The organism is Treponema sp. OMZ 798 (assembly GCF_024181385.1).
Lineage (GTDB): Bacteria > Spirochaetota > Spirochaetia > Treponematales > Treponemataceae > Treponema_B.
Genome location: NZ_CP051305.1, coordinates 169,779 through 195,418, shown reverse-complemented (window position 1 = coordinate 195,418; position 25,640 = coordinate 169,779). Strand labels below are relative to the sequence as shown.

Annotated in this window: 25 protein-coding genes; 11 read left to right on the top strand and 14 right to left on the bottom strand. The window is 36.7% G+C overall.

Going from position 1 to position 25,640, the window contains the following annotated elements:
- Position 1: 1 nt before the first annotated feature.
- The 4 genes from E4O07_RS00910 (at position 2) to E4O07_RS00895 (ending at position 4,038) form a co-directional block, all read left to right on the top strand.
- Complete coding sequence (locus tag E4O07_RS00910; protein ID WP_253686804.1) at positions 2 to 1,069, top strand: FecCD family ABC transporter permease; 1,068 nt, start codon at positions 2 to 4, stop codon at positions 1,067 to 1,069.
- A complete protein-coding gene (locus E4O07_RS00905) occupies positions 1,069 to 1,830 on the top strand; it encodes an ABC transporter ATP-binding protein (RefSeq protein ID WP_253686803.1) in 762 nt (253 codons plus the stop codon). Before E4O07_RS00910 ends, E4O07_RS00905 begins: the two co-directional genes overlap by 1 nt.
- A gap of 99 nt (positions 1,831 to 1,929) precedes the next feature.
- On the top strand, positions 1,930 to 3,405 hold the full coding sequence (locus E4O07_RS00900) for a Na+/H+ antiporter NhaC family protein (protein WP_253686802.1): 1,476 nt from the start codon (positions 1,930 to 1,932) through the stop codon (positions 3,403 to 3,405).
- A 141-nt stretch (positions 3,406 to 3,546) separates the two neighbouring features.
- Positions 3,547 to 4,038 carry a hypothetical protein gene (locus E4O07_RS00895; RefSeq protein WP_253686801.1) on the top strand — a complete coding sequence of 164 codons (492 nt, stop codon included), beginning with the start codon at positions 3,547 to 3,549 and terminating at the stop codon, positions 4,036 to 4,038.
- A 27-nt stretch (positions 4,039 to 4,065) separates the two neighbouring features.
- Here E4O07_RS00895 and E4O07_RS00890 read toward each other — a convergent pair whose 3' ends face one another.
- The 4 genes from E4O07_RS00890 to E4O07_RS00875 form a co-directional block, all read right to left on the bottom strand.
- Complete coding sequence (locus tag E4O07_RS00890) at positions 4,066 to 7,197, bottom strand: type I restriction endonuclease subunit R (protein ID WP_253686800.1); 3,132 nt, start codon at positions 7,195 to 7,197, stop codon at positions 4,066 to 4,068.
- A gap of 160 nt (positions 7,198 to 7,357) precedes the next feature.
- A complete protein-coding gene (locus E4O07_RS00885) occupies positions 7,358 to 7,639 on the bottom strand; it encodes a helix-turn-helix domain-containing protein (RefSeq protein WP_253730575.1) in 282 nt (93 codons plus the stop codon).
- Positions 7,632 to 7,985 carry a type II toxin-antitoxin system RelE/ParE family toxin gene (locus E4O07_RS00880; protein WP_253730574.1) on the bottom strand — a complete coding sequence of 118 codons (354 nt, stop codon included), beginning with the start codon at positions 7,983 to 7,985 and terminating at the stop codon, positions 7,632 to 7,634. The genes E4O07_RS00885 and E4O07_RS00880 overlap by 8 nt, the downstream gene beginning before the upstream one ends.
- Before the next feature lie 123 nt (positions 7,986 to 8,108).
- Positions 8,109 to 8,669 (bottom strand): restriction endonuclease subunit S, encoded by a 561-nt coding sequence (locus tag E4O07_RS00875; RefSeq protein WP_253730573.1) that lies wholly within the window; start codon positions 8,667 to 8,669, stop codon positions 8,109 to 8,111.
- 154 nt (positions 8,670 to 8,823) lie between these two features.
- On the opposite strand from E4O07_RS00875, the gene xerA reads away from it, so the two are divergent.
- Together xerA and E4O07_RS00865 are read left to right on the top strand one after the other, a co-directional pair.
- Positions 8,824 to 9,807: a site-specific tyrosine recombinase/integron integrase gene (gene xerA / locus E4O07_RS00870; RefSeq protein ID WP_253686799.1), complete on the top strand. Its 984-nt coding sequence runs from the start codon at positions 8,824 to 8,826 to the stop codon at positions 9,805 to 9,807.
- A 6-nt stretch (positions 9,808 to 9,813) separates the two neighbouring features.
- Positions 9,814 to 10,338 carry a restriction endonuclease subunit S gene (locus tag E4O07_RS00865; protein ID WP_253686798.1) on the top strand — a complete coding sequence of 175 codons (525 nt, stop codon included), beginning with the start codon at positions 9,814 to 9,816 and terminating at the stop codon, positions 10,336 to 10,338.
- Positions 10,339 to 10,367: 29 nt separating this feature from the next.
- Here the strand turns inward: E4O07_RS00865 and E4O07_RS00860 are convergent, their stop codons facing one another.
- From E4O07_RS00860 to trxB, 7 genes are all read right to left on the bottom strand, one after another.
- Positions 10,368 to 10,781, bottom strand: a complete 414-nt coding sequence (locus E4O07_RS00860; RefSeq protein ID WP_253686797.1) for a PIN domain-containing protein — start codon at positions 10,779 to 10,781, stop codon at positions 10,368 to 10,370.
- A gap of 1 nt (position 10,782) precedes the next feature.
- On the bottom strand, positions 10,783 to 11,094 hold the full coding sequence (locus E4O07_RS00855; RefSeq protein WP_253686796.1) for a type II toxin-antitoxin system RelB/DinJ family antitoxin: 312 nt from the start codon (positions 11,092 to 11,094) through the stop codon (positions 10,783 to 10,785).
- Positions 11,095 to 11,258: 164 nt separating this feature from the next.
- Positions 11,259 to 12,425 (bottom strand): restriction endonuclease subunit S, encoded by a 1,167-nt coding sequence (locus tag E4O07_RS00850; RefSeq protein WP_253686795.1) that lies wholly within the window; start codon positions 12,423 to 12,425, stop codon positions 11,259 to 11,261.
- Complete coding sequence (locus tag E4O07_RS00845; RefSeq protein WP_253708536.1) at positions 12,415 to 13,920, bottom strand: class I SAM-dependent DNA methyltransferase; 1,506 nt, start codon at positions 13,918 to 13,920, stop codon at positions 12,415 to 12,417. The genes E4O07_RS00850 and E4O07_RS00845 overlap by 11 nt, the downstream gene beginning before the upstream one ends.
- Before the next feature lie 200 nt (positions 13,921 to 14,120).
- Positions 14,121 to 14,594: a glycine/sarcosine/betaine reductase complex selenoprotein A gene (grdA, locus tag E4O07_RS00840; RefSeq protein ID WP_253677343.1), complete on the bottom strand. Its 474-nt coding sequence runs from the start codon at positions 14,592 to 14,594 to the stop codon at positions 14,121 to 14,123.
- A 132-nt stretch (positions 14,595 to 14,726) separates the two neighbouring features.
- Positions 14,727 to 15,044, bottom strand: a complete 318-nt coding sequence (locus E4O07_RS00835) for a thioredoxin TrxA (protein WP_253686793.1) — start codon at positions 15,042 to 15,044, stop codon at positions 14,727 to 14,729.
- 70 nt (positions 15,045 to 15,114) lie between these two features.
- Positions 15,115 to 16,068 (bottom strand): thioredoxin-disulfide reductase, encoded by a 954-nt coding sequence (gene trxB, locus E4O07_RS00830; RefSeq protein WP_253686792.1) that lies wholly within the window; start codon positions 16,066 to 16,068, stop codon positions 15,115 to 15,117.
- Positions 16,069 to 16,289: 221 nt separating this feature from the next.
- On the opposite strand from trxB, the gene E4O07_RS00825 reads away from it, so the two are divergent.
- The 5 genes from E4O07_RS00825 to holA all read left to right on the top strand — a co-directional run bounded on the left by E4O07_RS00825 (position 16,290) and on the right by holA (position 22,224).
- Positions 16,290 to 17,606, top strand: coding sequence for a hypothetical protein (locus tag E4O07_RS00825; RefSeq protein ID WP_253686791.1), 1,317 nt, complete (start codon positions 16,290 to 16,292; stop codon positions 17,604 to 17,606).
- A 16-nt stretch (positions 17,607 to 17,622) separates the two neighbouring features.
- Positions 17,623 to 18,945 (top strand): DUF6175 family protein, encoded by a 1,323-nt coding sequence (locus tag E4O07_RS00820; protein ID WP_253686790.1) that lies wholly within the window; start codon positions 17,623 to 17,625, stop codon positions 18,943 to 18,945.
- 60 nt (positions 18,946 to 19,005) lie between these two features.
- Entirely contained in the window at positions 19,006 to 19,662 is a 657-nt protein-coding gene (locus E4O07_RS00815; RefSeq protein WP_253686789.1) for a hypothetical protein, read from the top strand.
- A 97-nt stretch (positions 19,663 to 19,759) separates the two neighbouring features.
- Positions 19,760 to 21,142 (top strand): hypothetical protein, encoded by a 1,383-nt coding sequence (locus E4O07_RS00810; RefSeq protein ID WP_253686788.1) that lies wholly within the window; start codon positions 19,760 to 19,762, stop codon positions 21,140 to 21,142.
- Between the two features lie 65 nt (positions 21,143 to 21,207).
- Positions 21,208 to 22,224 carry a DNA polymerase III subunit delta gene (gene holA, locus E4O07_RS00805; protein WP_253686787.1) on the top strand — a complete coding sequence of 339 codons (1,017 nt, stop codon included), beginning with the start codon at positions 21,208 to 21,210 and terminating at the stop codon, positions 22,222 to 22,224.
- A gap of 7 nt (positions 22,225 to 22,231) precedes the next feature.
- Here the strand turns inward: holA and E4O07_RS00800 are convergent, their stop codons facing one another.
- Genes E4O07_RS00800 through E4O07_RS00790 form a run of 3 tightly spaced genes read right to left on the bottom strand, consistent with a single transcriptional unit; the run spans position 22,232 to position 25,639 of the window.
- A complete protein-coding gene (locus tag E4O07_RS00800) occupies positions 22,232 to 23,077 on the bottom strand; it encodes an FAD binding domain-containing protein (protein WP_253686786.1) in 846 nt (281 codons plus the stop codon).
- Positions 23,078 to 23,082: 5 nt separating this feature from the next.
- Positions 23,083 to 23,562, bottom strand: coding sequence for a (2Fe-2S)-binding protein (locus tag E4O07_RS00795; RefSeq protein ID WP_253686785.1), 480 nt, complete (start codon positions 23,560 to 23,562; stop codon positions 23,083 to 23,085).
- Complete coding sequence (locus E4O07_RS00790; protein WP_253686784.1) at positions 23,552 to 25,639, bottom strand: xanthine dehydrogenase family protein molybdopterin-binding subunit; 2,088 nt, start codon at positions 25,637 to 25,639, stop codon at positions 23,552 to 23,554. Before E4O07_RS00790 ends, E4O07_RS00795 begins: the two co-directional genes overlap by 11 nt.
- Position 25,640: the final 1 nt, after the last annotated feature.

Sequence of the window (25,640 nt, the reverse complement as noted above, 5' to 3'; positions counted from 1 at the left end):
TATGCAAAACAATAAAACCAAGGTGCTGAAAATAATTTTTATATCTTCAGCACTTCTTTTTCTTTTGGCGGGACTTCTACTCTCAATAATCCTATCGGTAGGATTCGGAGCCGTAAATATAGTGCCCGCCGATATTTTAAAAATCGCTCAATATAAAATCTTCGGAATAGGCAGCCTTGAAGGAGTAAAAAAATCTACTGTAGATATCGTTTGGATTGTAAGGATGCCTAGAATTATCTTAGCCTGCCTTACCGGTATGGGCTTGGCTTTAACGGGGGTTGTAATGCAGGCTATCGTAAAAAACTCGTTGGCAGATCCTTATATATTGGGTATTTCTTCAGGGGCTTCTCTTGGAGCAACCTTGGCTATTGCCCTGGGGATAGGAGCAAGTCTGGGCCCCAATTATGTAGGCTTGTCTGCTTGTTTTTCTGCATTCGGTGCATCTGTAATTGTGATGACAACTGCAAATATAAACGGCAGAGCCAATTCCGTAAAATTATTAATGGCCGGAATCGCTATAAGTACAATATTTTCGGCATTTTCTTCATTCATAGTTTTTACTACAAAAAACAGAGAAGCTATACGAAGTATTTCTTTTTGGCTGATGGGAGGTTTCGGAGGAGCAAAATGGGAAAATTTAGGCTTATTATCCGTTATCGTATTTTTGAGCATTTTTGCCTTTATGACGCAATACAGAACTCTTAATTTAATGCTCCTGGGCGACAGCGTATCAATTACCTTAGGTAAAGACTTACATATTTACCGCCAAATCTACCTTTTAATGTGTTCTGCAGTTATAGGTTTTTTGGTATATAATGCAGGTATTATAGGCTTTATAGGACTCATAGTACCTCATATTGCAAGAATATTTTGGGGGACTAATCATAAAAACATAATACCGGCTTCAGTATTAATCGGTGCTATCATTCTTGTTTGGGCGGATGTACTTGCCCGATCAATCTCTTCTCTTGGAGAAATCCCTGTAGGAGTAGTCATATCCCTTGTAGGAGCCCCTGTATTTTTATATTTATTGATAAATAAAGAATACGGGTTTGGAGGGAAATCGTAATGCTTCTTGACATTAACACTCTTTCATTTAACTTCGGTGATAAAAATATTTTAAACGGCATTGACCTTGCAATTACGGATAAAGGCATTGTCGGTATAATCGGCCCCAACGGTTCGGGAAAAAGCACCTTGCTCAAATGTATATACCGTGTCCTTAAACCCAAAACAGGAACCATATTTATAGACAACAAGAACATAAATGACTATCCCTTTAGAGAAACGGCGAAAAAGATGGCTGTAGTTGCCCAGCACAACGAAACTCATTTTGACTTTAACGTACTTGAAATGGTTTTGATCGGCCGATCGCCTCATAAAAAATTTATGGAGCGTGATTCCGCCGAAGATATTGAACTTGCGTATAAGGCACTAGAACAGGTTGATATGAAAGATTTTGCAGAACGAAGTTTTTCCAACCTTTCGGGAGGAGAAAAACAAAGAATTATTTTAGCCCGTGCCTTGGTGCAAAATACCGATTGTCTCATTCTCGATGAACCTACAAACCATCTGGATATAAAACATCAGCTGCATTTTATGAGCCTTGCAAAAGATTTAAAAATAACCGTCATATCGGCAATCCATGATCTTAACATAGCTGCAATGTATTGCGACAAAATATATGCACTAAAAGAAGGAAAGATTATCGCCTCAGGCAGCGTAGATGAGGTCATAACGGAAGAAGTAATTAAGGCCTTATATGATGTGGATGCTAAAATTATTTATGATGAAGAAAAAAAGCCTCATGTAATCTTTAAAAGCGTTTAATCCGATTTTTATGATGTAAATCTCTATATCCAACACCTATACACTTTTTTTTACTAATATGATACACTGGCACCCTTATTTCACATAAAAGGAGACTTTATGCGCGCTTTTTTTAAGCTCACTCCGGTCTTATTGCTTGCAGGTCTGATGATGATTTCGAATATTGAATCATTTTCGACTGCCTTGGGATTTAAACTGGACATTTTAATCATAGCCCCTATTGCCGTAATATATGCGTCCATCGTTGCTATGATAACCGAAAAATTCAAATTCAACGATATTTTAAACTCTGCCGTAGACAATGTTAAAGAAATGCAATTGGTATTTTTTATTCTCATGTTTGCCTATGCCATGGCAGATGCCTTTATGTCTACAGGGGTCGGAGCCTCGATTATTACATTGAGTCTGAACATAGGTATATCGGCAAGAACCGTTGCCCTTGTTGCCTTTTTGGTTTCGTCAGTATTGTCGGTTGCTACAGGAACATCATGGGGAACCTTCGCCGCCTGTGCTCCGATTTTCTTGTGGATGACCCATATTTTAAGCGGAAACATGGTTTTAAGCATTGCAGCCATTGCAGGCGGGTCCTGCTTCGGCGATAACCTCGGTCTTATCTCGGACACAACAGTCGTAAGCTCAGGTATTCACAGGGTTGAGGTTACCCACCGTATGAAAAATCAGGGCCTTTGGTCTTTAATGTGCTTAGTTATAGCCGGAGTTCTCTTCTTGGTTGCAGGCTTGAGCCTCCCCGGAGATGCCGTAAGCCCGCAAAAAGCCATCGAGGCTATTCCCCAAGATGTTTGGGAAAAACTGGCTGAAGAAAAGCCTGTTGCAGTCGACCTCCTCCATCAGGTACAGCACGGAGTTCCGGTTTACATGGTAATTCCCCTCATCCTGGTTATAGGGATTGCCTTAAAAGGCTACTCTACCCTCCTTTGCTTGGGAGCAGGCATTGTATCATGCTTTATCTTAGGACGCTTTGCAGGAACGGTCTCAGGACTCCTCGCCTTTTTTGACATAGTGTATAACGGCTTTGTGGGAGCCGGCTCATGGGTTATCATAATGATGATGTGGGTTGCAGCCTTCGGAGGCATAATGTCGAAGATGGATGCCTTCAGGCCCCTTTCAAACCTTGCCGTAAAACTTTCCCGAAACGTAAGACAGCTAATGTTCTGGAACGGCATCATCTCTTTGTTGGGAAATGCAGCCCTTGCCGATGAGATGGCTCAAATAGTTACGGTAGGCCCGATAATAAGAGATATTACGGAAGAAAATGTAGAAGGAGATGAAAAAGACCTTTATTCTTTAAAATTGAGAAACGCAACCTTCTCTTCTGCCCTCGGTATCTTCGGATCCCAGCTGATTCCTTGGCATGTTTATTTAAGCTTTTTTATCGGCATCGCAGGCACGGTATATCCTCTTTACCAATTCAGCCAAACCCAGATAATACAGTATAACTTTATGGCCCATATTTCGGTTGCAACTATTTTATTGTTTACCCTCTTCGGAATAGACAGAATCTTCCCCAAATTCGGAATCGCAAGCGAACCGAAGGTAAGGTTGAAGAAAAAATAAGAACAAACAAAGGCTGCATTGTGAAAAAGCACCGTGCAGCTTTTTTTAATTTCCGGCTATCATTGCTTAAATAAACCTGATTTTTTGTGCTTGCATAACTACAATCGGTAAAACTGACGATTTAGAATTTATGGAGGAGAAATGAGTTTTTTATTTGATGAATTTAAGACTATTTGTTTACATTTAAATAAAGCCGGAATCATACCTACACTAATGGGTTCTTTAGGATTAGAATTTATATCAAAAGAAGATTGGGAGCCGTCAGATATTGATATTCATGTTCCAGGCGATCCAAGAGGATGGGAAGCTCCTGACGAACTTAGAATTTATAATTGGGACAAAATAATGGCGGTTATGAAAGAATTAGGATATAATTTAATAGATGTTCATGAGCATGAATTTCAAAAAACCGGAGTGAGCGTAGAATACGGCACAATTGATGCATTGTATGATTTTGCAGGTATTTATGAATCGGATATAGAACTTATTCAACTAGACGGAATAAAGTTTCGTGTACCAAGTCTAAAACAGTTTTTAGGTATTTATGAAGCATCATCAAAAGATTCATATAGAAACGATAATAATAACAATAAAGACTTCAAGAAGATTTGTTGGCTAAATAGTCATTTATAATTTTTAGTTTACCGCAGGAAAATTGGGCTACAGATAAACCTCTTCTCTATCTGCGGCAATTTCTGCATAGTTATTATTTTCGTTGTCAAAATAATAATGGTCCATTAGATTGTCGGCCCAAAGCTCGCACTGAACCATAACGGTTTGAACTGCATCATCCATACCTTCAGGCGGATATTTATGCTTCTTTAAAAGTCTTTTAATGAGCATACGCATATGAGCCCGTGCACTTTCTCTTTTCTGCCAATCTACGGCCTTATTTTTACGCAAGGTTTCGGTGAGTTCCTTGGTTATTGCAATCAGTTCTTCATTTTGATAGAAGTCTTTTATGGCCTGAGGCTTGGTGAGGGCATCGTAAAAGGCGGCTTCTTCGGCATTTAAGCCGAGGTCTTGCCCTTCCTTTTCGGCACTTACAATCTGCTTGGCAAGTTTCAGCATTTCGGCTATAACCTCTTCATTTGTGAGAAGCCCGTTTAGGTACGAATTAACGGTTCTTTGCATTATCTCGCTGAATTTTTCGGACTTAACTACATTGGTTCTTCGATAAACTCTTACCTGTTCTGCAATGAGTCTTTTTAATAATTCGACAGCCAAATTTCTTTCTTTCATCTTGGAAATTTCTTCAAGAAACTTGGGAGAAAAAAGAGAGAATTTTTCTTTAATGTCAGAAAAGAGGTTTATAACGCCCTCGCTTTTTATACTCTGCTGTAAAAGAGAATTTATACGCTCATTCATTTCGGGTAAAGAAATCTTTTTTCCGCTTCCTGCATTTGTAAGCCTTGAAAGGAAGACTCTGACCGATTCAAAAAAGGCAGCCTCAAAGCGCAAACTTTCTTCAACTACGGATGAACAAAGGGATAAGGCCTGCCTCATCATAAGAGCTTCTTTTATAAAGATATTTTTCTCTTCTTCTTTTTCTTGGGCAACTATAAAGTTTACGGCACCGCTTATTGTCCTGGCCCTTTCAAGATCGCTGCCCTTCATAAAACTTGAATAATCATATCCATGGAACATATCTTTACATATAGAAAGCTTTTCAAGAAAGGTAGGATAGGCAGCGGTTAAAATGTCGGTATCGCCGTAATTATTTTTATCGCGGTTTGTATAGTCGTTCATAGCCTGCTTTAAGGCACCGGCTATTCCCACATAATCGACGATCAATCCTCCCTCTTTATCTTGAAATACACGATTAACTCTGGCGATAGCCTGCATAAGATTATGTCCTGCCATAAGTTTATATATGTACATAGTCGCAAGGGAAGGAACATCAAAGCCTGTCAGCCACATATCTACTACAATTGCAATTTTTAGAGGACCGGCATTGTCTTTAAATTTTTTAGCCAACTTGTCCCTGTGGTTTTTGTTCCCGATAATCTCTCTCCACTCTTCGTCATCGGTATTTGCAGAAGTCATAACAACGGCAACCTTTTCTTCCCAGCCGGGACGAAGTTCCAAGATTCTTTTGTAAATCTTCATAGCTATGGCACGGGTGTAAGCGACTATCATTGCCTTACCTGTAAGCAGATGTTCCCTGTTGTTTTCATAATGGAAGAGTATATCGTTCACTAGGGAGTTTATAGTTTCATCATTGCCTAAGAGCACTTCCATCTTGCCGAGTTCATGCTTACTTTTTTTGATAACTTCTTCATCGGCATCTTTAGTCATGAGATCATATTCTTCATCAATCAGCTGCAAAGTTTTTTTATCAAGCTTAAGTTTGATAACCCTGCTTTCATAGTACACGGGGCGAGTTGCTCCGTCTTCCACTGCCTGAGTCATATCGTAAATATCGATGTAGTCTCCGAATACTTCACGGGTACTCCTGTCAGCGGCAGAAATAGGAGTGCCGGTAAAACCTATATAGCTCGCATTGGGAAGGCTGTTCCGAATAATACGGGCAGTGCCTATAACCCTCTTTGCGACATCTTCTCCGGCCTTATTTTTTATTATTTTAATTTGTTCGGTAAGTCCGTATTGCCCTCGATGAGCTTCATCAGCCATAACAACTATATTCCGCCTTTCTGAAAGAGCATCGGCAGACTCTTCAAATTTTTGCATCGTCGTAAAAATTATTCCGTTTGCTTTTCTTCCGGCAAGAAGTTTCTTTAAGTCTTTTCGGCTTTCAGCCTGTATAGGTTCTTGGCGTAAAAATTCTTTGCACTTAACAAACTGACCGAAAAGCTGATCATCAAGATCATTTCTATCCGTTATAACTACAATTGTCGGACTTTCCAAGACTTCCTGCAATAGGTGCGCATAAAACACCATTGATAAAGATTTTCCGCTGCCTTGGGTATGCCAAAAAACTCCGCCTTTTCCGTCACTGTACGCAGCTTTTTGGGTGGAGAAAACGGCCTTACGAACCGCAAAATATTGGTGGTAGCCTGCAAGAATTTTAAAAGTTTGCAAACCCTCGTTTGAAAAGCAGATAAAGTTTTTTATAATATCAAGCAGCCTTTCTTTTTGAAAAAGGCCTTCAAAAAAAGTATCGAATTGGGCATATTGAGTGTTTTCGTAACTCCCGTCCTTTGTTTTCCATTCCATAAAGCGGTCTTCGCCTGAAGTTATGGTTCCCGCCTTTGAAGTTAACTGATCGCTCATAACGCAGATTGAGTTGTAGATAAACATAGAAGGTATTTCGGTCATGTAATTACGGATTTGGCGGTATGCATCGGAAGCATCGGTCTCTTCCCTTGAAGGAGACTTTAATTCCATCAAAACTAATGGAAGACCGTTTAAAAATAAAATTATATCGGGGCGTTTATTGCTGTTTTCGATAAAGGTCCACTGATTTGCAATTATAAAGGAATTGTTTTGAGGATTTTTATAATCTGCGAGATATACAATTCCCGACCGTGTTTCATTTTTATCAAGATAATGTACAGGTATGCCGTTTTGAAGATAGTCTGTAAAAATTTCATTTTTATGAGCGAGCTCCCCGTTTTCAAAATGCTTTAATTTAAAAAGAGCATTTTGTATAGCCTCCCTTGGCAGCCCGCTGTTTAAGCGGTAAAGACAATCCTCTAAAACCTCATCATATAGCGGACTCGAAAAATTGCGCTCGACATCAGGACCGTAAACATAAGTATATCCCAAATTATTTTTAAACAGCTCAATAATTGAATTTTCATAATCGTTTTCGGTAAATGATGTCGACATATCGGCCTCTACATGTTTTTTCTGCCTTCTATGGCTTTTTTTAGATTATAACCTTTTATCGATGAATTGCCAAGTCAAATAAGACGGTATTATGATAAATGATAATTTATCGGCTTAAATAGCGGTTAAATTAAAACATTGGTTAAAAGAACTCAATATACTATTGTAATTGTAAAACCAACTTTTTGCCTAATACATTAGCAGCCCTTGTTAGCGTAGCCAAGGTAACCGAATCATTTTTAGGATTAAGAAGTCTATCTAATGCGGCTCGTGATGTGTTCATTTTTTTTGCCATTTCTGTTTTGTTAATATTTTGAGCTTTCATTTCATTCAATAAATTATATGAAATTAATCTTTTTATAGCTTCATTTCTAACTTCAACTTCAATATTTTCTTCTTCAAGAAAATCATCAAAAGACCTTCCTATGTACTTCTCATTCATAATGCCTTCCTAATACTAAATTTCTTCTTTTTTTACTCAAATCTATATCTTCTTGAGGAGTTTTTTGAGTTTTCTTTATAATTGCATGAAGCAATATCATGTTACCGTATTCTATCGTAAAAAACACTCTGCTAATTCTTTTATCCGAAATATTCGAACGCACCTCCCACAAATTTGAATCAAGCTTCCTTACAGCAGGATATCCAAGAGGCCAAGACATTTCTATTGCCATTATATCCGCTCCTATTGTTTTTCGATCAGCCGGTGCTAAATCTTTTAGAAAATCACGAACAGGTTCATTTCCCGTTTCGGTCTTAAAAAATTTGGCTACAACTATTTTATCCATTTTCATTAAATATATTGTATCAAATTTGATACTTTTTATCAAGCATACTAATGAATTATTATAAAAAAATAACTTTAAGAGACAATCAATTATTTTTTCTTAAATGGCTGTCGGTTATGCATCCTATACCTTTATATTTGAAACATCTATCTCTCCCGACATGAGTTTCGGTAAAAGGGTGTCACGAAGGGATGTAAGCATGGTATTGCTTATTCGGTTTGCTATTATTAAATTATATATTGGCTCCAATAAATTAGCAAATTTTATATAATCCTTTTGATTAGGAACTATGACTTCCGCTTTTGCTAAATCCTCTCTTTTAATATGACCGAGTGTAGTAGCTTTATCTGCAGCTATATTGATAAAACTATAAAGATGGTATTTAATCCAAGAATAATAGAACCATTTATCATATCTATTTGAAGTAACTTTAAAAAGATGTTGATTTAGTCCACAAGTTAACCCACACCAAAAATCAACTATTAAACTTCCTGACCATGAAAAAATAACATCACCTGCCTGTATAAGATATTCTGAATTTATACTTGGTGAACATTGTTCGCTATTAGCATCACAGAATCCTTGTCTAAGTTCTTTTATTTTCATAACAGGAATCCCTTTTTCAGACTCGACAGGGCGATAATTTTGCATTGGTAAACCATTTAAAAAATCGGCTATATCCAATAAACTTTTCTTTTTCCAGTCATTAGGAATATGAGAAATATTTATAAAATTTTTTGTAAAAATGGCCTGTGCTTGCTGCTCTAAATTATCATTTATCTAAAAAGAGCTAAGTTAAAATTATGCCGATACCATAGTAATTAAGGAGAAAATAAGAATGAAACAAAGACTTATTAATGACATTACTCAAAAAATGCTGCCTCATTTGAATAATGCTCAGATCGAAAAATTACAAACGGTAATTCAGCATGTTCTTTTTAGTTATGAAGTAAATAAAAAAGAAGAAAACTCGGAAGATGAAAAAATTGATTTTGTAAATCTATTCTTGTCTGCAAAGAGGGTGGAGGGCTGTTCTGAAAAATCCTTAAAATACTATTACTCCACAATTCAATCTATGCTTAATTATATGAAAAAAAATGTAAAAGAAATTGAAACTGAGGACATACGCTCTTATTTAACAGATTATCAATACAAAAACAATTCCGGTAAGGTAACCATAGATAATATTAGACGTATTCTATCAAGTTTTTTTTCTTGGCTTGAAGATGAAGACTATATTTTAAAAAGTCCTGTAAGAAGAATCCATAAGGTTAAAACTGCAACAAATATAAAAGAAACCTACTCCGATGAAGCTCTTGAGCTTATGAGAGACAGCTGCATGGAAAAACGCGACCTAGCCATGATAGACATGCTTGCTTCAACAGGCATGAGGATTGGAGAAATGGTTCTTCTTAACCGGAATGATATAGATTTTAATGAAAGGGAATGCATCGTTTTAGGAAAGGGAAACAAAGAAAGAATAGTATATTTTGATGCAAGAACTAAGATACATTTAAAAGATTATTTACGACATAGAACCGACAATAACCCGGCTCTTTTTGTATCGTTAAGGTCTCCGCACAAACGAATGAACATCGGAGGAATTGAAGTAAGATTAAGGCGGATCGGTAAAAAACTTGGTATCTCTAAGGTTCATCCTCATAAATTCAGGAGGACATTGGCAACAATGGCAATAGATAAGGGAATGCCCATTGAGCAGCTCCAACAGCTTTTAGGGCATAAACGTATAGATACCACCTTGCAATACGCAATGGTAAAACAAAGCAATGTAAAAATTGCACATAGAAAATACATAGGGTAGGAAAATATGAATAAGATTACAACGCTAGAATATATATGCGACATTATAACTGAAAAAATTCCACTTAACAAAATTATAAATGACCATCTCATAAATTTGAATTATATATCTACAGAAAATATGTTACCGAATAAAAACGGAATTATACCATCAAAATCTATTCCTGATATTAAAAGTACTAATAAATACAAAATCAATGATATTTTGGTATCAAATATTAGACCGTATTTTAAAAAAATATGGCTCGCAACACATGATGGAGTTTGCTCCAATGATGTTCTTGTATTTCGAGCTAAAGAAAATTATTATTATGATTTTATTTATTATAATTTAGCGAACGATCGTTTTTTTGACTATGTTATGAAAACTTCTAAGGGTACTAAGATGCCTAGAGGTGATAAATCTGCAATAAACAAATTTGATATACATGATTTTGAATATAAAATTCAGAAAAAACTAACCAAAATACTTAGAGCAATTGATAGTAAAATTGAGATAAATAAGCTCATAAATGATAATTTATCGGCTTAAGCCGAGGCTTAAAATGGTTTTAAACTTCACTAAGTTTGACATTCAATTATATCCAAAATTTGATGAGGCGTTAATACAAAATCTTCTCTGGGAAAATGTTTTATATTGCCTGTAATTAAATAAGTCTCGAAAGTACGCCTAGCATGTAATGTGACTGAATAAAAAACGGTATCTTTCTGATCAGGCATTGTATCTAAAACTTTTATACCATCAAATTTTAAGCCTATTTTTTGAATTTCATTAACGGCAATATCAACCGCTTCTGGCGGAAAACAAAATTTAGGACGATGCAATACATCAAAATATTCTGCAATAATATCTTCATTGTAGATTGGAACAATATTACCTGAATACATATAGTTAATAACAAAGCGGGGAATAGAATCTTCTTTTAAAAATGCCGAAACAAGAACATTTGTATCAATGACAGCATACAAAGGCATATTATAGTCCTTTACGGGAAGCTTCTATTTCATTATTGATTTCATCAAGGTTCATTTCTGCCACACCATTTATAGCAGCACTTTGCGACATAGTACGCATTGCAGACAGAATTTCAGGCGGAATTTGTTTTTTTATATCATTCTGCTTGGTATTTTCCAACTTCATACTAAAAGGAATTCCATTTTCAGCAATGCTTCGCTTAAAAAATATACGTACAGCTGTTGATAAATCTAGGCCCAGCTGTTCATATACAGCAGTCACATCATTTTTCAATTTTTCATCAACTCGAATTTGTACTAATGTACTTGCCATACTTACCTCCATATAACATTATAATACAAAATAAAAAATTTGCAAGTACAATATAATAATAAAATATTAGATTGTCAGTATAAATCTATAATTGATTAACAGGGCAGCCATTTTGCCTCGTCCCACTTTTTTCAGCTAATTAATGAAAATCTTATTTCTGCGTACTATATCTCTATATTTGAAACATCTATCTCGCCTGACATGAGTTTTGGTAAAAGAGTGTCTCTGAGGGATGTTAGTAGATAAATTTGTTTTATATTATGATCAATTATTTTGTTAATAGATATAAATTTATCAATAAGGTTAAATTTTTCAAGATTTTTAGGAGCAACAAAACTGAACTCTTCCAGATTACTTTTTGTAATAAAACTGATAACGGATCCCCTAGCAGCCCTTGTAATGTCGGATAAATTATGTTTAACGGCATAATATAACCAACTTGTATATCTTGGATCCTTCGGAATTAATACATAAGTACGTTGATATGCTTCAAATTTTCCGTCATACCACTTAACATTGAAATCACCATTACCTGCTACTAGGATAGCATATCCGTCAAAAGAGTATTCATCAGTCCAGCTTATATCATGGGAGCAACTAAAAAAAGGATATTTCCCTTTTAAGGAAGAAACATTAGCATTTTTTTTACCGGTTATAACAGGTAAAAAGTCTCCTAGTTTATATACTTTCCAGTCATCAGGCATTATACCGCCAAACGGTTCAAAATCGACAAACCATGCTTTAAAAATGGCCTGTGCTTGCTGCTCTAAATTATCATTTATATGCATATTATTCTTTATCTTTTCATCCAATAACCACAGTATTTGAATTATTTTATCTCGCGTTGTAAAATCAATAATATCAATAGGTATATTTCGTAATGATACCAGAGGAATATACCCTTGTGTTGTACCTCTAATAAAAGAATAAATATGTTTTTTTGCTTTAGGAGTCTGTAAATAATAATACAACCACTTAGATTTATTTTGATCATTGCCGCATTGGAATATGCCTACATTTTTACATGCATAATCAACATTAGGCATTGTTTCAATATAAATATTTCCTACTGTGCCTATCATACTGAATAAAATGTCCCACTGCTCAACATTACTTCTTTTTATTATTTTAAGATAATCTTCTTCGGAAATATAATTGGCAGATTGAAAATCTAATGCATATCTTCCTAAATGCTTAGATGTAATAAGTTTTCTTCCAAAATTTGTTCTTTTTGGTGAATCATGAGTACCATCTGTAACAAATTTACAATATTTGTATGCAGGAATAGTTTCCATCTTTATAACACCAACATCTCCACCTTCACATCTCATAGCCGATAGCTCCCAGGTTTTTGCGGATTTCGGTTTCAAGTTCATGGGATTTTGCAAAAAGTTCGGATAGTTCGGAGGTAAGACGCTTCATCTTATCGTCAAAGGGTTCACCGTCATCTTCTTGTTCTTCTACCCCGACATAGCGCCCCGGAGTTAAGATATAGTCTTGTTTTGCTATATCTTCAGTTGAGGCAACTGCGCAAAAGCCCTTAACATCTTCTGTTTTTCCGTTTTGAAAGTCTTCAAAGACCTTGCCGAGCTTTTGAATATCTTCATCGGTAAAGTCTCTGTGGTTTCTGTCAACCATGTAACCCATTTTTCGGGCATCGATAAATAAGGTCTTTCCTTTTTGTTTTTTAATTTTTGAAATAAACCAAAGAGTTACGGGGATTGTAACGCTATAAAAAAGTTGGGTCGGCATAGCTACGATACCTTCAACAAGATCATCTTCTATAATTTTTTTTCTTATTTCTCCCTCCCCGCTCGTTTGAGTTGACAAGGCTCCGTTTGCAAGAACAAGGCCGATTTTTCCGTTAGGGGCAAGATGATAAATCATGTGCTGAATCCAAGCATAGTTTGCATTTCCGGCAGGAGGAACTCCATATTTCCATCTTACATCATCCTTTAGTTTTTCCTGTCCCCAGTTTGACAAATTAAAGGGAGGATTTGCCATAATAAAGTCTGCTCTAAGAGCCGGATGAAGATCATTAAAAAAGGTGTCCGCATGATAGGAGCCGAAGTCTACACCTATTCCGCGAATAGCCATATTCATTTTGGCCATCTTCCATGTGTCGGCATTGCTTTCCTGTCCATATACCGATATGCTGTACCGCTTGCCTGAATGTTCTTTTAAAAATTTTACGGATTGAACAAACATTCCGCCCGAACCGCAGCAGGGGTCATAAACCCGGCAGTTTGAATAAGGCTTTAAAATTTCAACTATCGTTTTTACGATGCTCGCAGGAGTATAAAATTCTCCGCCCTTCTTCCCTTCATAGGCGGCAAACTGGGCTATGCAATATTCATAGGTTCTTCCTAAAAGGTCCTTGCTATCCTCCGTTTCTTCCATATCCATGTTGGTAAAAAGATCTACAACATTGCCCAAAACTCTTTTATCCAAATCGGGGCTCGCGTAGTTTTTAGGCAACACATTTTTAAGACTTTTATTTTCTTCTTCAATAGAATGCATAGCCTTGTCGATTACCAAACCTATTTCGGGAGTGTGGGCCGAAGCAGCAATAACCTTCCATCGGGCTTTTTCGGGTACAAAAAAAATATTCCTTTCGGCATAGGCATCCCTATCATCTTCAAACCCTTCGCCGTCGGCAACAAGCTCTGCATACCGCTTTTCAAAAGCATTGGAAATATAGCGTAAAAAAATTAAACCGATGATGACCTTTCTATACTCAGCGGCAGGAATAAATCCCCAAAGCACACAAGCCGCTTCCCAAATTTGTTTTTCAAAACCTATGTTTGCGTTATTTTTCTTAGCCATTATTTATCCTTCTAAAAGTCGAAAAAAAAACATACTTGATATGTAATTTTATTTTATGAAAACCTATCCCGCTGTAAATAAAAAAAGCGGTGCAGCTACAAGATGCTCCATTTTAAAGAATGGAATCATTTTTGTATAACCGCACCGCCGACTAACACGAAAGAAGCCTATGGTTTAAAACTCATAAGCTCCGAAAGGCATTACAGAAATTTGCAGCCTTTATTTCGGTATTCCGAAATTTCCGCGATAATAGCATCGACGTCCATAACCATTTCCATCATGCTTACCTGCTCTTCATAGACCGCAGGGTCTATTTGGCTCTTAATTTCCGGTTCTGCCACGTGATAGCACAAGAGTCCCAACGAGACTCCAGCCAACGGACCTGCAAAAGTCGGGTCGCCTACTGTAACAGTTTCGCAGGCTAAACCTGAAGATTCGGCTTCTGCACCGCCCAAAAGAACGATTACGTTCTCAGGACCGTATTTTTCAGCTAAATCTTTGACTCGCTTTTGGTTTTCCAAGTCCATTGCTCCTGCGCTTGTTCAGACAAAGCATTCGGTTGCAGCATATACAACCTCAGCACCTGCCGATTCTGCACAGAGCTTAATAGCCTCCCCGGGAACGCCGTCTCGGTCACCAATGATGATGACTTTTTTGGTTTTCAATTCAACCATAGCATCCTCCTAGGATAAAATTTATTGAGGCAGGGAGAACCTGCCCACGGTCTATTAAACCGTATCTTTAAAAAGCCGTCAAAAAAGTTTATCACCTTTCCTCCGGCTTAAAAGATTAAAAATTAAGTAAAATTAGATGTATTTTTTTACCATCTCTTCGATTTGATCGATGGTTAAGTCGCTTCCTGTAACACCGTCTTTTCGCTCTCCGTCAACATAGATGAGCATTGTAGGAAGACCTAAGACCTGCTCTTTCATGGCGACTCGTCTTGCACCGTCAATATTGAATGAGCAAAACTTAGCCTTTCCTGCATGGCGTTCTGCCATTGCATGAACATCAGGCATTAATTGTTTACAAGGGACGCATCCGTCCGACCAAAAATCTACAAAGGTTACACCCTTTGACTGATGAACTTCTTGTTCAAAATTTTCTTTTGTCAATTCAATCATTTTTTTCTCCTATAAAAACTTTTTGTAAACAGTGAGGCCGAATTCCCGCCGAACTGTTTATCGTATCTCCTTATTTTTTCATAGCCATTTTGGCTTTGATATCGTCGATATAGTGACCGGCCCAGATACCTGCAAGGGCACCGTCGGCTGCGGCTGTAACAACCTGGCGAGATTCTTTTTGAATAACATCGCCCACGCCGTAAATGCCGGGTACGTTTGTTTCCATTTTTCCGTTTGTAAGGATGTAGCCGTTTTCATCGAGGTCTACCAAGCCCTGAATAAAGGCTGTCTGAGGATTGTGTCCGATAAATACGAATACACCTTCGGTATCGAATTTGGAAGTTTCTCCTGTCTTTGTATCCTTTAAGATAACGCTGTCTACAAGACCTTCTCCGCAAACTTCTTCAACAACGGCATTCCACTTAAAGGCCATCTTGGGATTGGCAAAGGCCTTGTCCTGAATGGATTTTGCAGCTCTAAGTTCATCTCTTCGGTGAACGATAGTTACCTTGTCGGCAAATTTTGTAAGGTACATAGCTTCTTCAACAGCAGAGTCTCCGCCGCCGATAACTACGATTTCGCATTCTTCAAAGAAGGCACCGTCGCAGGTCGCACAGTATGAAACACCCTTACCCCAGTGTTCTTTTTCACCCTTACAGCCGAGCTCTCTTGCGCTTGCACCTGTTGCTACAACAACAGCCAAGCATTCATATTTTACGCCGTCACTTCCGTGAACGATTCGTGTAGGTGAATTGGGAACAAGCTCGATTTTTTCGGCCCTTGCTCTTTTGAACTCAACACCGAATTTCTCGGCATGTTTTTGAAAGGCCTCGGTTAGTGCAGGACCTGAAGATTCGGGGAAACCGGGGTAGTTTTCGATTTCCTCTGTTATGAAGCACTGTCCGCCCTGGTTGGGCTTTTCTTCAAGAATAACAGTCTTTAACTTTGAACGGGCTGCATAAATTCCTGCGGCCATACCGCCGGGACCGCCTCCAATTATAACCAAATCATATTTTTCTGACATAAAGTCCTCCTAAATATTTCCTCACAAATATATCAGGTTTTATCATTTTAATCAAGATGTAATCAGGGCAAACACATCAGAGTCTTATATTCGCAAAAAAATATGCGAAATTTTGTCTAAAATTTCGCACAGAAAAAAGGCAACGGCTTTACTTGAAAATACCTAATAAATGGTATATACTGCCAATAAACTAAGGAGAAAGGCAAAGTAAGCAGACAAAAATGAAAAAAATTTGTTTTTCCGTACTTTTTATGACATTTTTCTTCTCACTCCCTTTTTATGCACAAAAGGTCAGCGAAAAAAAGGATGTAGCCGTATTTGCAACACTCTATGAAGATCTTTATACTTCAAGCGAATTCATTGCCATGATTGATGAAGCAATCATGGATGTTTTTTTTAGCTTAGAAAGGTTTAATATAATAGGCTTAGAATACAGGTTAACTACAGAGGATGCAGATGCCTTTACCGAAGTCATCCTCAAATCCCGTGAAGAAAATGTTTCCATACCTGAGGATGTATTAAGGGGCCTTGAAGCCTTTACAAGAGAAGATTGGGAGAAACTAGTCAACTCTTACTATGTAGCCGTACCGGTAGTCAAAAACATTTCCATCAAAAAAGAAAAATACAATGATCTGTTTTTGGGAGAAATTGACGGATTTTGCGTAAAATTTACAGCTAAATTTACCGTATATTCTCCAAAAGAAGATCTAAAAGAAGAATTTCTTGTAGGAATAGAATCTGCAAGTTACTCTTATGAAAAAGCCTGTAAGGCAGCCGCTTCAAGCTTATCAGATAAACTTGATCTTGAGCTGCGCAAAATAGAAGCATTTAAGATAAAGACAGGTATAATCAAGTCCGAAAAAAACACCATTACATTTGAGCTTGGGAAAAAAATGGGTGTGAAACTTGGAGATGAGTATGTTGTTTTAAACGAGGACGGAAAGAAAGAAACAGGCTTAATTGTTGTTACCAAAACAGAAAACGATTTTTCGGAAGGCTTAATACTTTATTCAAAAAATCCCTTAAAGTTAGGAGATCCTATTAAGGAAGTTCCTCACGGGCCATTTGAATACAGGGCTTATGCCCTAGGAGAAATAGGCGTTTTTTCTCTCGAAAATGGTTTATATGACGCAGGAGGGACTTTCGGCCTTCATATTTCGGGGACAAGAGGATTTTACCGATTTAGACCATGCTTTGGAACTGAGATGACGATTGACACGCATTTCCCAAAACTGCTTTCTTTAGGGGCTCCTATAACAATATTCGCCGGCGCCGAAATAGGAAATACCTACCTTAGACGTTTACAAATCTTGCCTACTGTGCAATTTTATTATACAATGATTATAACCGGTTCTAAAGAAAAGATTCCGCTTCCTGGAGGAGCAGGACTTAGGGCCTTTGTACATGCAAGCTTTCTTGTAACAAAGAATTTTAAAATAGGGGGCGATGCGGGCGTAAAAATAGGTTCAACCTTTCACGATGGGATAGGAGGAATCCTAAGATTTACCGCAGGAGTCGGCTTTACAATAAAATTATAACTTTAGGAGAAATATAATGAGAAAGATTTCACTTTTTTTGTTTTTATCTGTACCCTTATTCTTTTTTTCATGTGCAAGTATTGAAGATGCCTTAGACGTAAAAAGGCCGGCTTACACTGAAACAAAAGAGTATACTTCAATGGGAGAAGATGTTTCTTTTTTGCAGGCAATAAATAAGGCAAAAGTAGGAGCAATCCGTCAAGGAGTCATAGATATTATAGGCCCCGAATCGGAAAAAAACAATTACGAACGAATTAGAGAAGAGCTTTACAATACTGAATATCCAAACAAGTATGTAGTAAATGAAAAAATGGATGTTTTACAAAAGTCAAAAACAGGCGATGTATATATAATCAAGATTAAGATCCCCGTAAAAATGAATGAGGTTTCGGCCGCTCTTTCTGCAGCAGGGATTTTTTCACAAAAAACTTCAAACAATAAAACTATGGATGACTTGGTTTTCGGAGATGGACAATTGAATGAAAACCCCAACTCCGCACAAAAACCTAAGGATGCAGATCTTATTTTAAAAGAAGCCCAAGCTTCCGGCGAAGGCAAAAAAAATCTTCAATTTTTAAATAATTACATAGAAAACATGACCTATATGGTCTTTGATGCAGAAGAAGCAAATGCAGACAGATTTTTACTAAAAGCAGCAGTAGAAACGGGCAATGCCTTTCTTCTAAAACAGGGATACAGGGCAATAGATTCCAAAGAGGTAGAAAAACTAAAAAAAGACCAAGCCGTCATATATCAGGAAAGCAGCGAAGAAGGAATGTCTGCCATTCAGCTGATAGCCCAAAAGCTGAATGCCGATGTCTATATGGAAATTGATGCGGTAACCGAAGGCGGTTATGAGTCAAACGGCTATTACGGTTCGGCTAAAATAACCTTAAAAATATTTAATCCTTCAACAGGCGAACTGTTGGGAGCTGTTCCGTACACAAGTCAAAAAACTTTCAGCCGAGTAAGCAGCTATGATGCCCAATCGAATGCCATCCAATCAGCAGTAAACAAGGCTTTACCTATGGCTATAGACCAGGCAAAGATTCTTTTGGCCAAGGCCTATTCACGCGGTATAAGATATGAAGTTATCATAAACGAAACTCCCGACAGCAAGAGCATGTCCCGCCTTAGAAAGGCTTTAAGCGAAAATCTCAATGATATAAAAACCTTATATCAATCCTCGGCACAAACAAAATACGCCGTTTCATTTTTCGGAACGATTGATGACCTTGAAGCCGTTATTTACGATGCAGCAGATTCCGTCCCGGGATTCGAAAATATAAAATTGGTAATGCTAAGAGGTAAGACCTTAACATTTAAATCGGGCTTTTAAATTGGACGTAAAATACGCCTAATTTTAAAAATATATTTGCATTATTTTAGGAGGCAAGATATGAAAAAAGCAATTAAAATTATGTTCCTTGCATTATTTGCAGTTATAGCCTTATCAGGCTGTGCAAACAAATTAAAACCGCTTGGAACCGTCTCGAGCAAGGTTAAAAAGCCGGAAATGCTCGATCACAAAAACCTTAAATGGGATAAGCCTGTCCCCGGCTGGGTTGCAGAAGAACCCAATGTTATCGAAAGAACGGATGACTATAAGAGCAAGGACGTTTATCTTTTTAAGTTTGAATCACCCAGATCAAAAAGTTTGGAGGGAGCCGAATTATGGACAAGAGATTTTTCAGTCCCTTCCGAAATGGCAAGGATGGTTAAGGTAAGAGTAGAAAGCAAGGCTGCCGCTGCCGCTGCAGGCGATAAGGATAAGATTGAAGGCTACCTTGAAGACATAGTCAAAACGGTTACTTCTACAAAACTTTCCGGCTTTAAGAAAGAAACTGATTATTGGGTTCAGATGAGGTACTTTGACGCCGATGGAAATCCCACTGGAGATGATTATACCTACCTAGTTTTATACAGCATCTCCAAAAAAACCTTGGATAAGCTCATTCAGAACGCAATCAACGGAGCAGACGAGGATAAACCCAAGAGTGAAGAAGAGAAGGTTGTCCGTGAAAGAGTAAGGGAAGCTCTTTCAGAAGGCCTATAAATCTTTTAAATTGCGGAAGAAAGAAAAGCCTTTATTTATAAGCTATAAATTATAAAATTTTCTTTCTTTCGCATTATTCCTTTAAAAAATAAAGAATATGCAGAAAAAAAAACAAATACTAATTTTATTGATTTTAACCTTAACCTTATTCTCTTGTGCAAGTTATAAAAACAAAACCGAGGAACAGTATCCTGCTTGGATAGAGAAGGTACCGGCAGGTGATGAAAATTACGAATACTTTACAGCCTCAGGAACAAACACAGATTTTACCCTTGCAGAAACGGATGCAAAAAATAATCTTATAAATGAAATCATAAGATACTTAGGTGTATCAATAAAAACGGAAACGACGACGACAGCTTTAGGTTCCGTTGAGAATCTTGAAAAAATATTAAAGTCCGAAATTTCTCAGTCTTCAGCTGCTAATATAAAAAAATTAAAAATCAAAAACCGCTATACCGAGAAAGGCAAAGACAGCGTTACCGTTTATCTTTTGGCCGAATACGATAAGCATGAGCTTCGTAAAGAACGAAACCGCTTATTAAAAATTGCAGAAGAAAAAATCTTATCGGTGAGCGAACCGCAAAAAAAAGCTGATGAATTTTTTGAAGATAAAAAATATTACTCTGCGACTCTTCATTATATTAAAGCAGCCTCTGCAGCGTTGAACTCGCAAATAGAAAACTATGACATAAAATATAGAAACAATATTTCAAAAGCAAAAGAGAGCTTAAAAAAGATTAAGCTTAATGTACAAAAAGCCGGCCTTGAAGATCCTTCAAACGAATTTTTAATTCCCATCGATATAGGAAGCCTTGAAGAAGGAGTTCCCTTATTGATAAGCTACAAAACAAAAATAAAAAATACTACATCCATAATAATCGAAGGTGTTGAAACGGATCAAAACGGAACTGCACATTTTATTTTACATGATGAAAAAATTGAAAACAAAAGCCGGATAAGAATAGAATTGGATATTTCCGAAATAAAACAAATCCTCGGATCAAAAGATTTTGATGAATATAAAGAAGCTGTCAGAGATCTTCAGCAAATTGTTTTTAAACAAGTGATAAATTTTGAATTTAAAAAACATGACAATAAAATAAAAAACGAAAAAAAAGGAACAGTTTCGCTTTTTATAGAACAGGCTGATATTAAAAGCTCAATTACCGAAGAAAAAACTTCCGATATTTTAGAAGATATGAATTTTAAAACCATGTCTGCAAAAAACGAAAACCAATCTACGGATTTTTTTATTCACGCAAGGATAGAAACAGACGAAGTCTCAAAGGCTGCCGATGGATTTTTAGTGAGGCTTAATGCACATATAGAAATAAAAAATCTGCGCACACAAGAAATCCTTTATAAAAAACATATAAGCAAAAGAGGTGCAGGCTTTACCGAAAAAGAAGCTCATAGATCGGCCTCAGTTGCTATTGCAAAGGCAATAGCTTTAGCCTTTAGTGAAATTGTAGAATAGAGCGGCTGACAAAGTCCTGTATTTATTGTATACTGCTGTGTATAAATTTTTTTAGGGAGAAACAATTGACAAGTCCTGTTTGGCTTTTTATGGGGCCTGAAATCGGAGAAAGAAACACCGCTGTCGACACAGTGTTAAAAACTCTTTCAAAGCAATACGGTGATATTGAAACGCATACCGTCTATGCAGGAGATACAGGCATGGGCAGTATAATTTCACTATTACAAAACGCATCTCTTTTTTCTTCGGCAAAGCTCCTCATATTAAAATCGGCAGAGCTTATCAAAAAGAAAGAAGACATCGATCTGCTTACAGACTGGATTCAATCCGTTTCAAAAAAAGAAAATACAAACGATTCTTTTTTAATTTTAGTTTCCGACGAAACATCTGTTGCAAAAAAAATAAGCGATACGGTTTCTAAAACTCAACAAAAAATATTTTGGGAACTTTTTGAAAACAAAAAACAAGAGTGGATAAGATCTTTTCTTTTTAGAGAAGGCATTGAGATTGAAGATGAAGCTGTAGATGAACTTTTGGAATTAGTAGAAAATAATACCGACGCTTTAAAAACAGCCTGTTCTCACTTGGTACTCTACTTTCAAAAAGGCTCACATCTTATACAGGAAGATATCGAAAAACTTTTTGCGCACAATAAAGAAGAAACGCCTTTCAGTCTTTTTAATGCCCTAACAATGGGAAGCCTCGAAACAGCCTTATCCATAAGTCAAAAGATAATACTTTCAAAAAATTCTTCACCGGCTCAAATTATTGCAGGCTTAAGCTATTGTTTTAGGCGCTTACAGGACTGGCACAAAATACATCGGGGTAACGAATACTTGGATGATTTTGCTTTAAAGCGTTTCGGTTTTTCGGGAAAGACCGCACTATCTCAATACAGAAGAGCTGCAAAACTCTGGAATGAGGTTCAATGCGTAAAAATAATTGCTCTCTTATCGGAAACGGATTTGGAGTTAAGGTCCTTAGGTACAGGACTTCAAAACCTTGTTATGGATATGTGCCTATATGAAATAGCTTGTAAGTCCGGAAATAAAATAGAGCAGTATACCTTAGATAATATTTAAACCCTGTTTAGGTCAGATTGTACAAGTTATCTTCAAGTAAATTATAAAAACAAGAATTATGAAACTCCGAAGAAAATTGTTCGGGAGTAAAAATCTGTCTTGCTTTTTGAATAATTACCGGAACTTCAGATTGAGAAAGAGGCAAAGATCTTCCTAAAAGCAAGTTATCGAATTCCTTATTCCTTATAAGTTTATCCGATGCAAAAAACAATCTCATATCTGATAATATATTCTTTTGAATAAGAATCAAAAATAAAAACGAGGCTGTATCGCTTCCTATATATCCGGGAGTGCCGAGCCTTGTATAAAAACTCTTTGTCCATGTTTCGTTGGGAATTCTAATCCGGCTGATAATATACTTTTCTTGTCTTTTTTCGGCATAACTCTTATCAATATACCTTGCAAATGGAACCCATTCAATATCTTCGGCTGTTCTGATTTCCAGCTTTGCATCAAGAGCGAGCATAGGTAAAAAAGTTCCTGCAAGAGGGTTTGCCGTTGCTATGTTGCCGCCTATTGTTGCAAGAGAGCGTATGGCATTATTTGCAATTTTTTCTATCGAATAATATAAGGAAGGCGGAATATTTTTTTTACCTAGATCCAATATATCATTTAATGTAACGGCGGCACCGAACTCGAAATAGCGCTCGGTTTTTGAAATAACTTTTAATTCGGGTAAAAAATTCAAATCCAAAATATGTTCAGGTAAATCGAGTATCTCTTCAGTCTGATGGTTTAAAAAACCGGTAGCGCCTGCAATAGGTTTTATATTTGAAATATTTTTTAAGATAGCCTGCATTTCCTGCATATGACGTACCCTATAAACAATACTATTTTTAGTTAATTCAATCATAAGCTCTATTTTCTCCGTTGATTTTTACCTATTTTTTCAATAGCCGAAAATAAATCTTCAAAGCTTGTACATCGGCACATCGTACTCGAATAATATTTTCTTACAATCTCTTCTGCATCAGGGGAACTGATATCTATATTAGAATTTAAAATTGCATATGTAAAAAATATTTTTCCTGCATCGCAAAAGCCGCACATATCGACACCGGCTTGATCAAAACCTGTTGCAATTATTTTATATTCTTCGGTTGTTTTAAAATATTCCAAGGTTATTATATTTTTTCCTTCAACATTAAATACAGGAACAAAACATGCAGGTACGGGTTTATCGTTCATTAAAACGGTGCACGAACCGCACTGACCGCTTAGGCATGAACTTTTTAAGCTTAAAAGATTAAACTCCCTTCTCAGCACCGATAAAAGCCTTTCATTTGCAGGAGCATCAATTTGAACTGCGGTTTTATTTAAATTAAAACTAATCTTCATCTACAGCCTCGCTTTTTGTAACGGCATTAAAAATATCTTCAGTAAAGACAGGTAAAAAATCTATACGTTCGTGGTTAAGCATAATTTGGTTCAGTGCAGAAATATAGGCTGCAGGTACAAGACTTTCAGCTAATTCTCCCAGACCTCTGGTTTTTAATTCGCTGTCTAAAATAAAATCTCTTATAGGAGGAATCGCCCCTGTTGCAATTATTTTATAATTTGAGGGAAGTAAATTATTTTCTCTAATATCTTCTACAGAAATATTTGAGACGGCATTTGCAATTGTCTTATGAATATTTCTATGCACCATTTTTTTTGAATATATTTTTCCGGGATCACAGGCAAACCAAATACCTCTTACATTAATTTGATAGGTACTCGGATCAAGTTCAAGCTCAATAACACAGGCCCCGGGAGTTTCGGAAATAAAGGGATGACCTGTTAAGCTTTCGTTATCCCAGTCTTTAGAACGTGAAAGCTTGTAGGTTCTGCTTACGGTAATAGGAAGAGGCTTTCTAAATCTTTGATTTTTTATTCCCGTACAGCATTTTGCAATAAGGTCAGGCAAGATGCTGATACCGCAGGATGCAGTTGAAGCTCCTGTGGGAATCATTTCATCGGTTGAAGCTCCTAAAAAAACAATTTGATTTTCTTCAACTTCCAATTCTTTTGCAATTTGTTTTTTTAAAATACGCTTTAAGCCCTCTGAGGTAGGTTCGGCCTTAACCAAGACCTTATCGTCCTTTGTCAAAGTTATTTCAGCACTATAATTCATTCCCGATTTTACAAGAATGTGTAAGCCGTTATATTGACAACCTACAGCAATTCCTATACCTCTCCAGTTTCCGTCATAACGGTTTTTACGGCCCTTATTCATCAATCGATAAGCATAAAACTTTCTATAAAAATCACTGGTGTTGCAAACAGCCTTTAAGATATTTTCAAAAATAAAATTTTCTTCTTTTTTTATTCCCGTAATTGTTTTTTGCCCTACTTTCAAATTATTTTGAAGTCTAAATTGAATGGGACATAAATCCAGCTGATTGATTATCTCACTGATATGTTTTTCCAATGCAGATATTACATAAGAATCTCCCCAGCCTGAAAATAAACCCGTCAAACCTTTTTCGGTTTTTATTGCGACGGCACTAATCATATAAACGGGAAGATGATAAATACCGGCAGCAGTTACAACCATCTGCTTAAGCATTTGAGTTATAAAAGGATTAAATGAACCAGCATCCACAATTATCGAAACATCCATAGCCGTAATTTTTCCCAATTCGGAAACGGAAGTCTTATGCTGAATCATAACGACAGGAGTCTTCGCCGTGTATAGAAAATCTTCTTGACGGGAAAATTCAATCACTATATTTTTCTTTGTCAAAAAAGATGCTATGGAAACTTGTGCAGCAAGTAAAGCAGGAAACCAAATTCTTCCGTCAAGAGATTCGGCTTCCGCATGTGAAATTATGTTTATTTTTTCCTTCGGTAAATTTAAAACATTACAAACAGAATTTAAAACCTGATAAGGCCACTGGGTTGCAAGATGAACTTCAAGCCTGTCATCAATCCAATTTGTTTTAACGCAGGCAGTTTCAGCATGATAGTGATATCTTTGTTTAAAAGAAAAAGTAGAATAAACCACTTGTGAGCTTTTTTCAAAAACTTCTTCAGCATTTCCCGAACTTAAACTTTCCCGAGAAATTATAGGATAATCAAAATAATTTTTTTCTTCTTCCTCAAAGGTAAATTGAGCCTTGGGACGCGAAAGACCTTGAGTTTTGATTTGAAAAAGATTTGAAAGTTCAAATAACTTTTTTTTATCCGGGCCTATCAAAATTCCTACAGCCTGGCCGGCATACTCTATTTTTTCGTCGGCAAAAACAGGCATCTCCGTTTTTAAAAAGCTGATGGAATTTTTTCCTACAATATCCTTTGCAGAAAAAAAAGAAAAACCTTCAGGTAATTCGGGAATTTCTATATCTATAATTTTAGCATCTGTATCGGAAGAGCGTATAAGACAAGCCCATTCTTGATTTTCAAATTCCAAATCGGAAACAAAAGTTTTATCCATA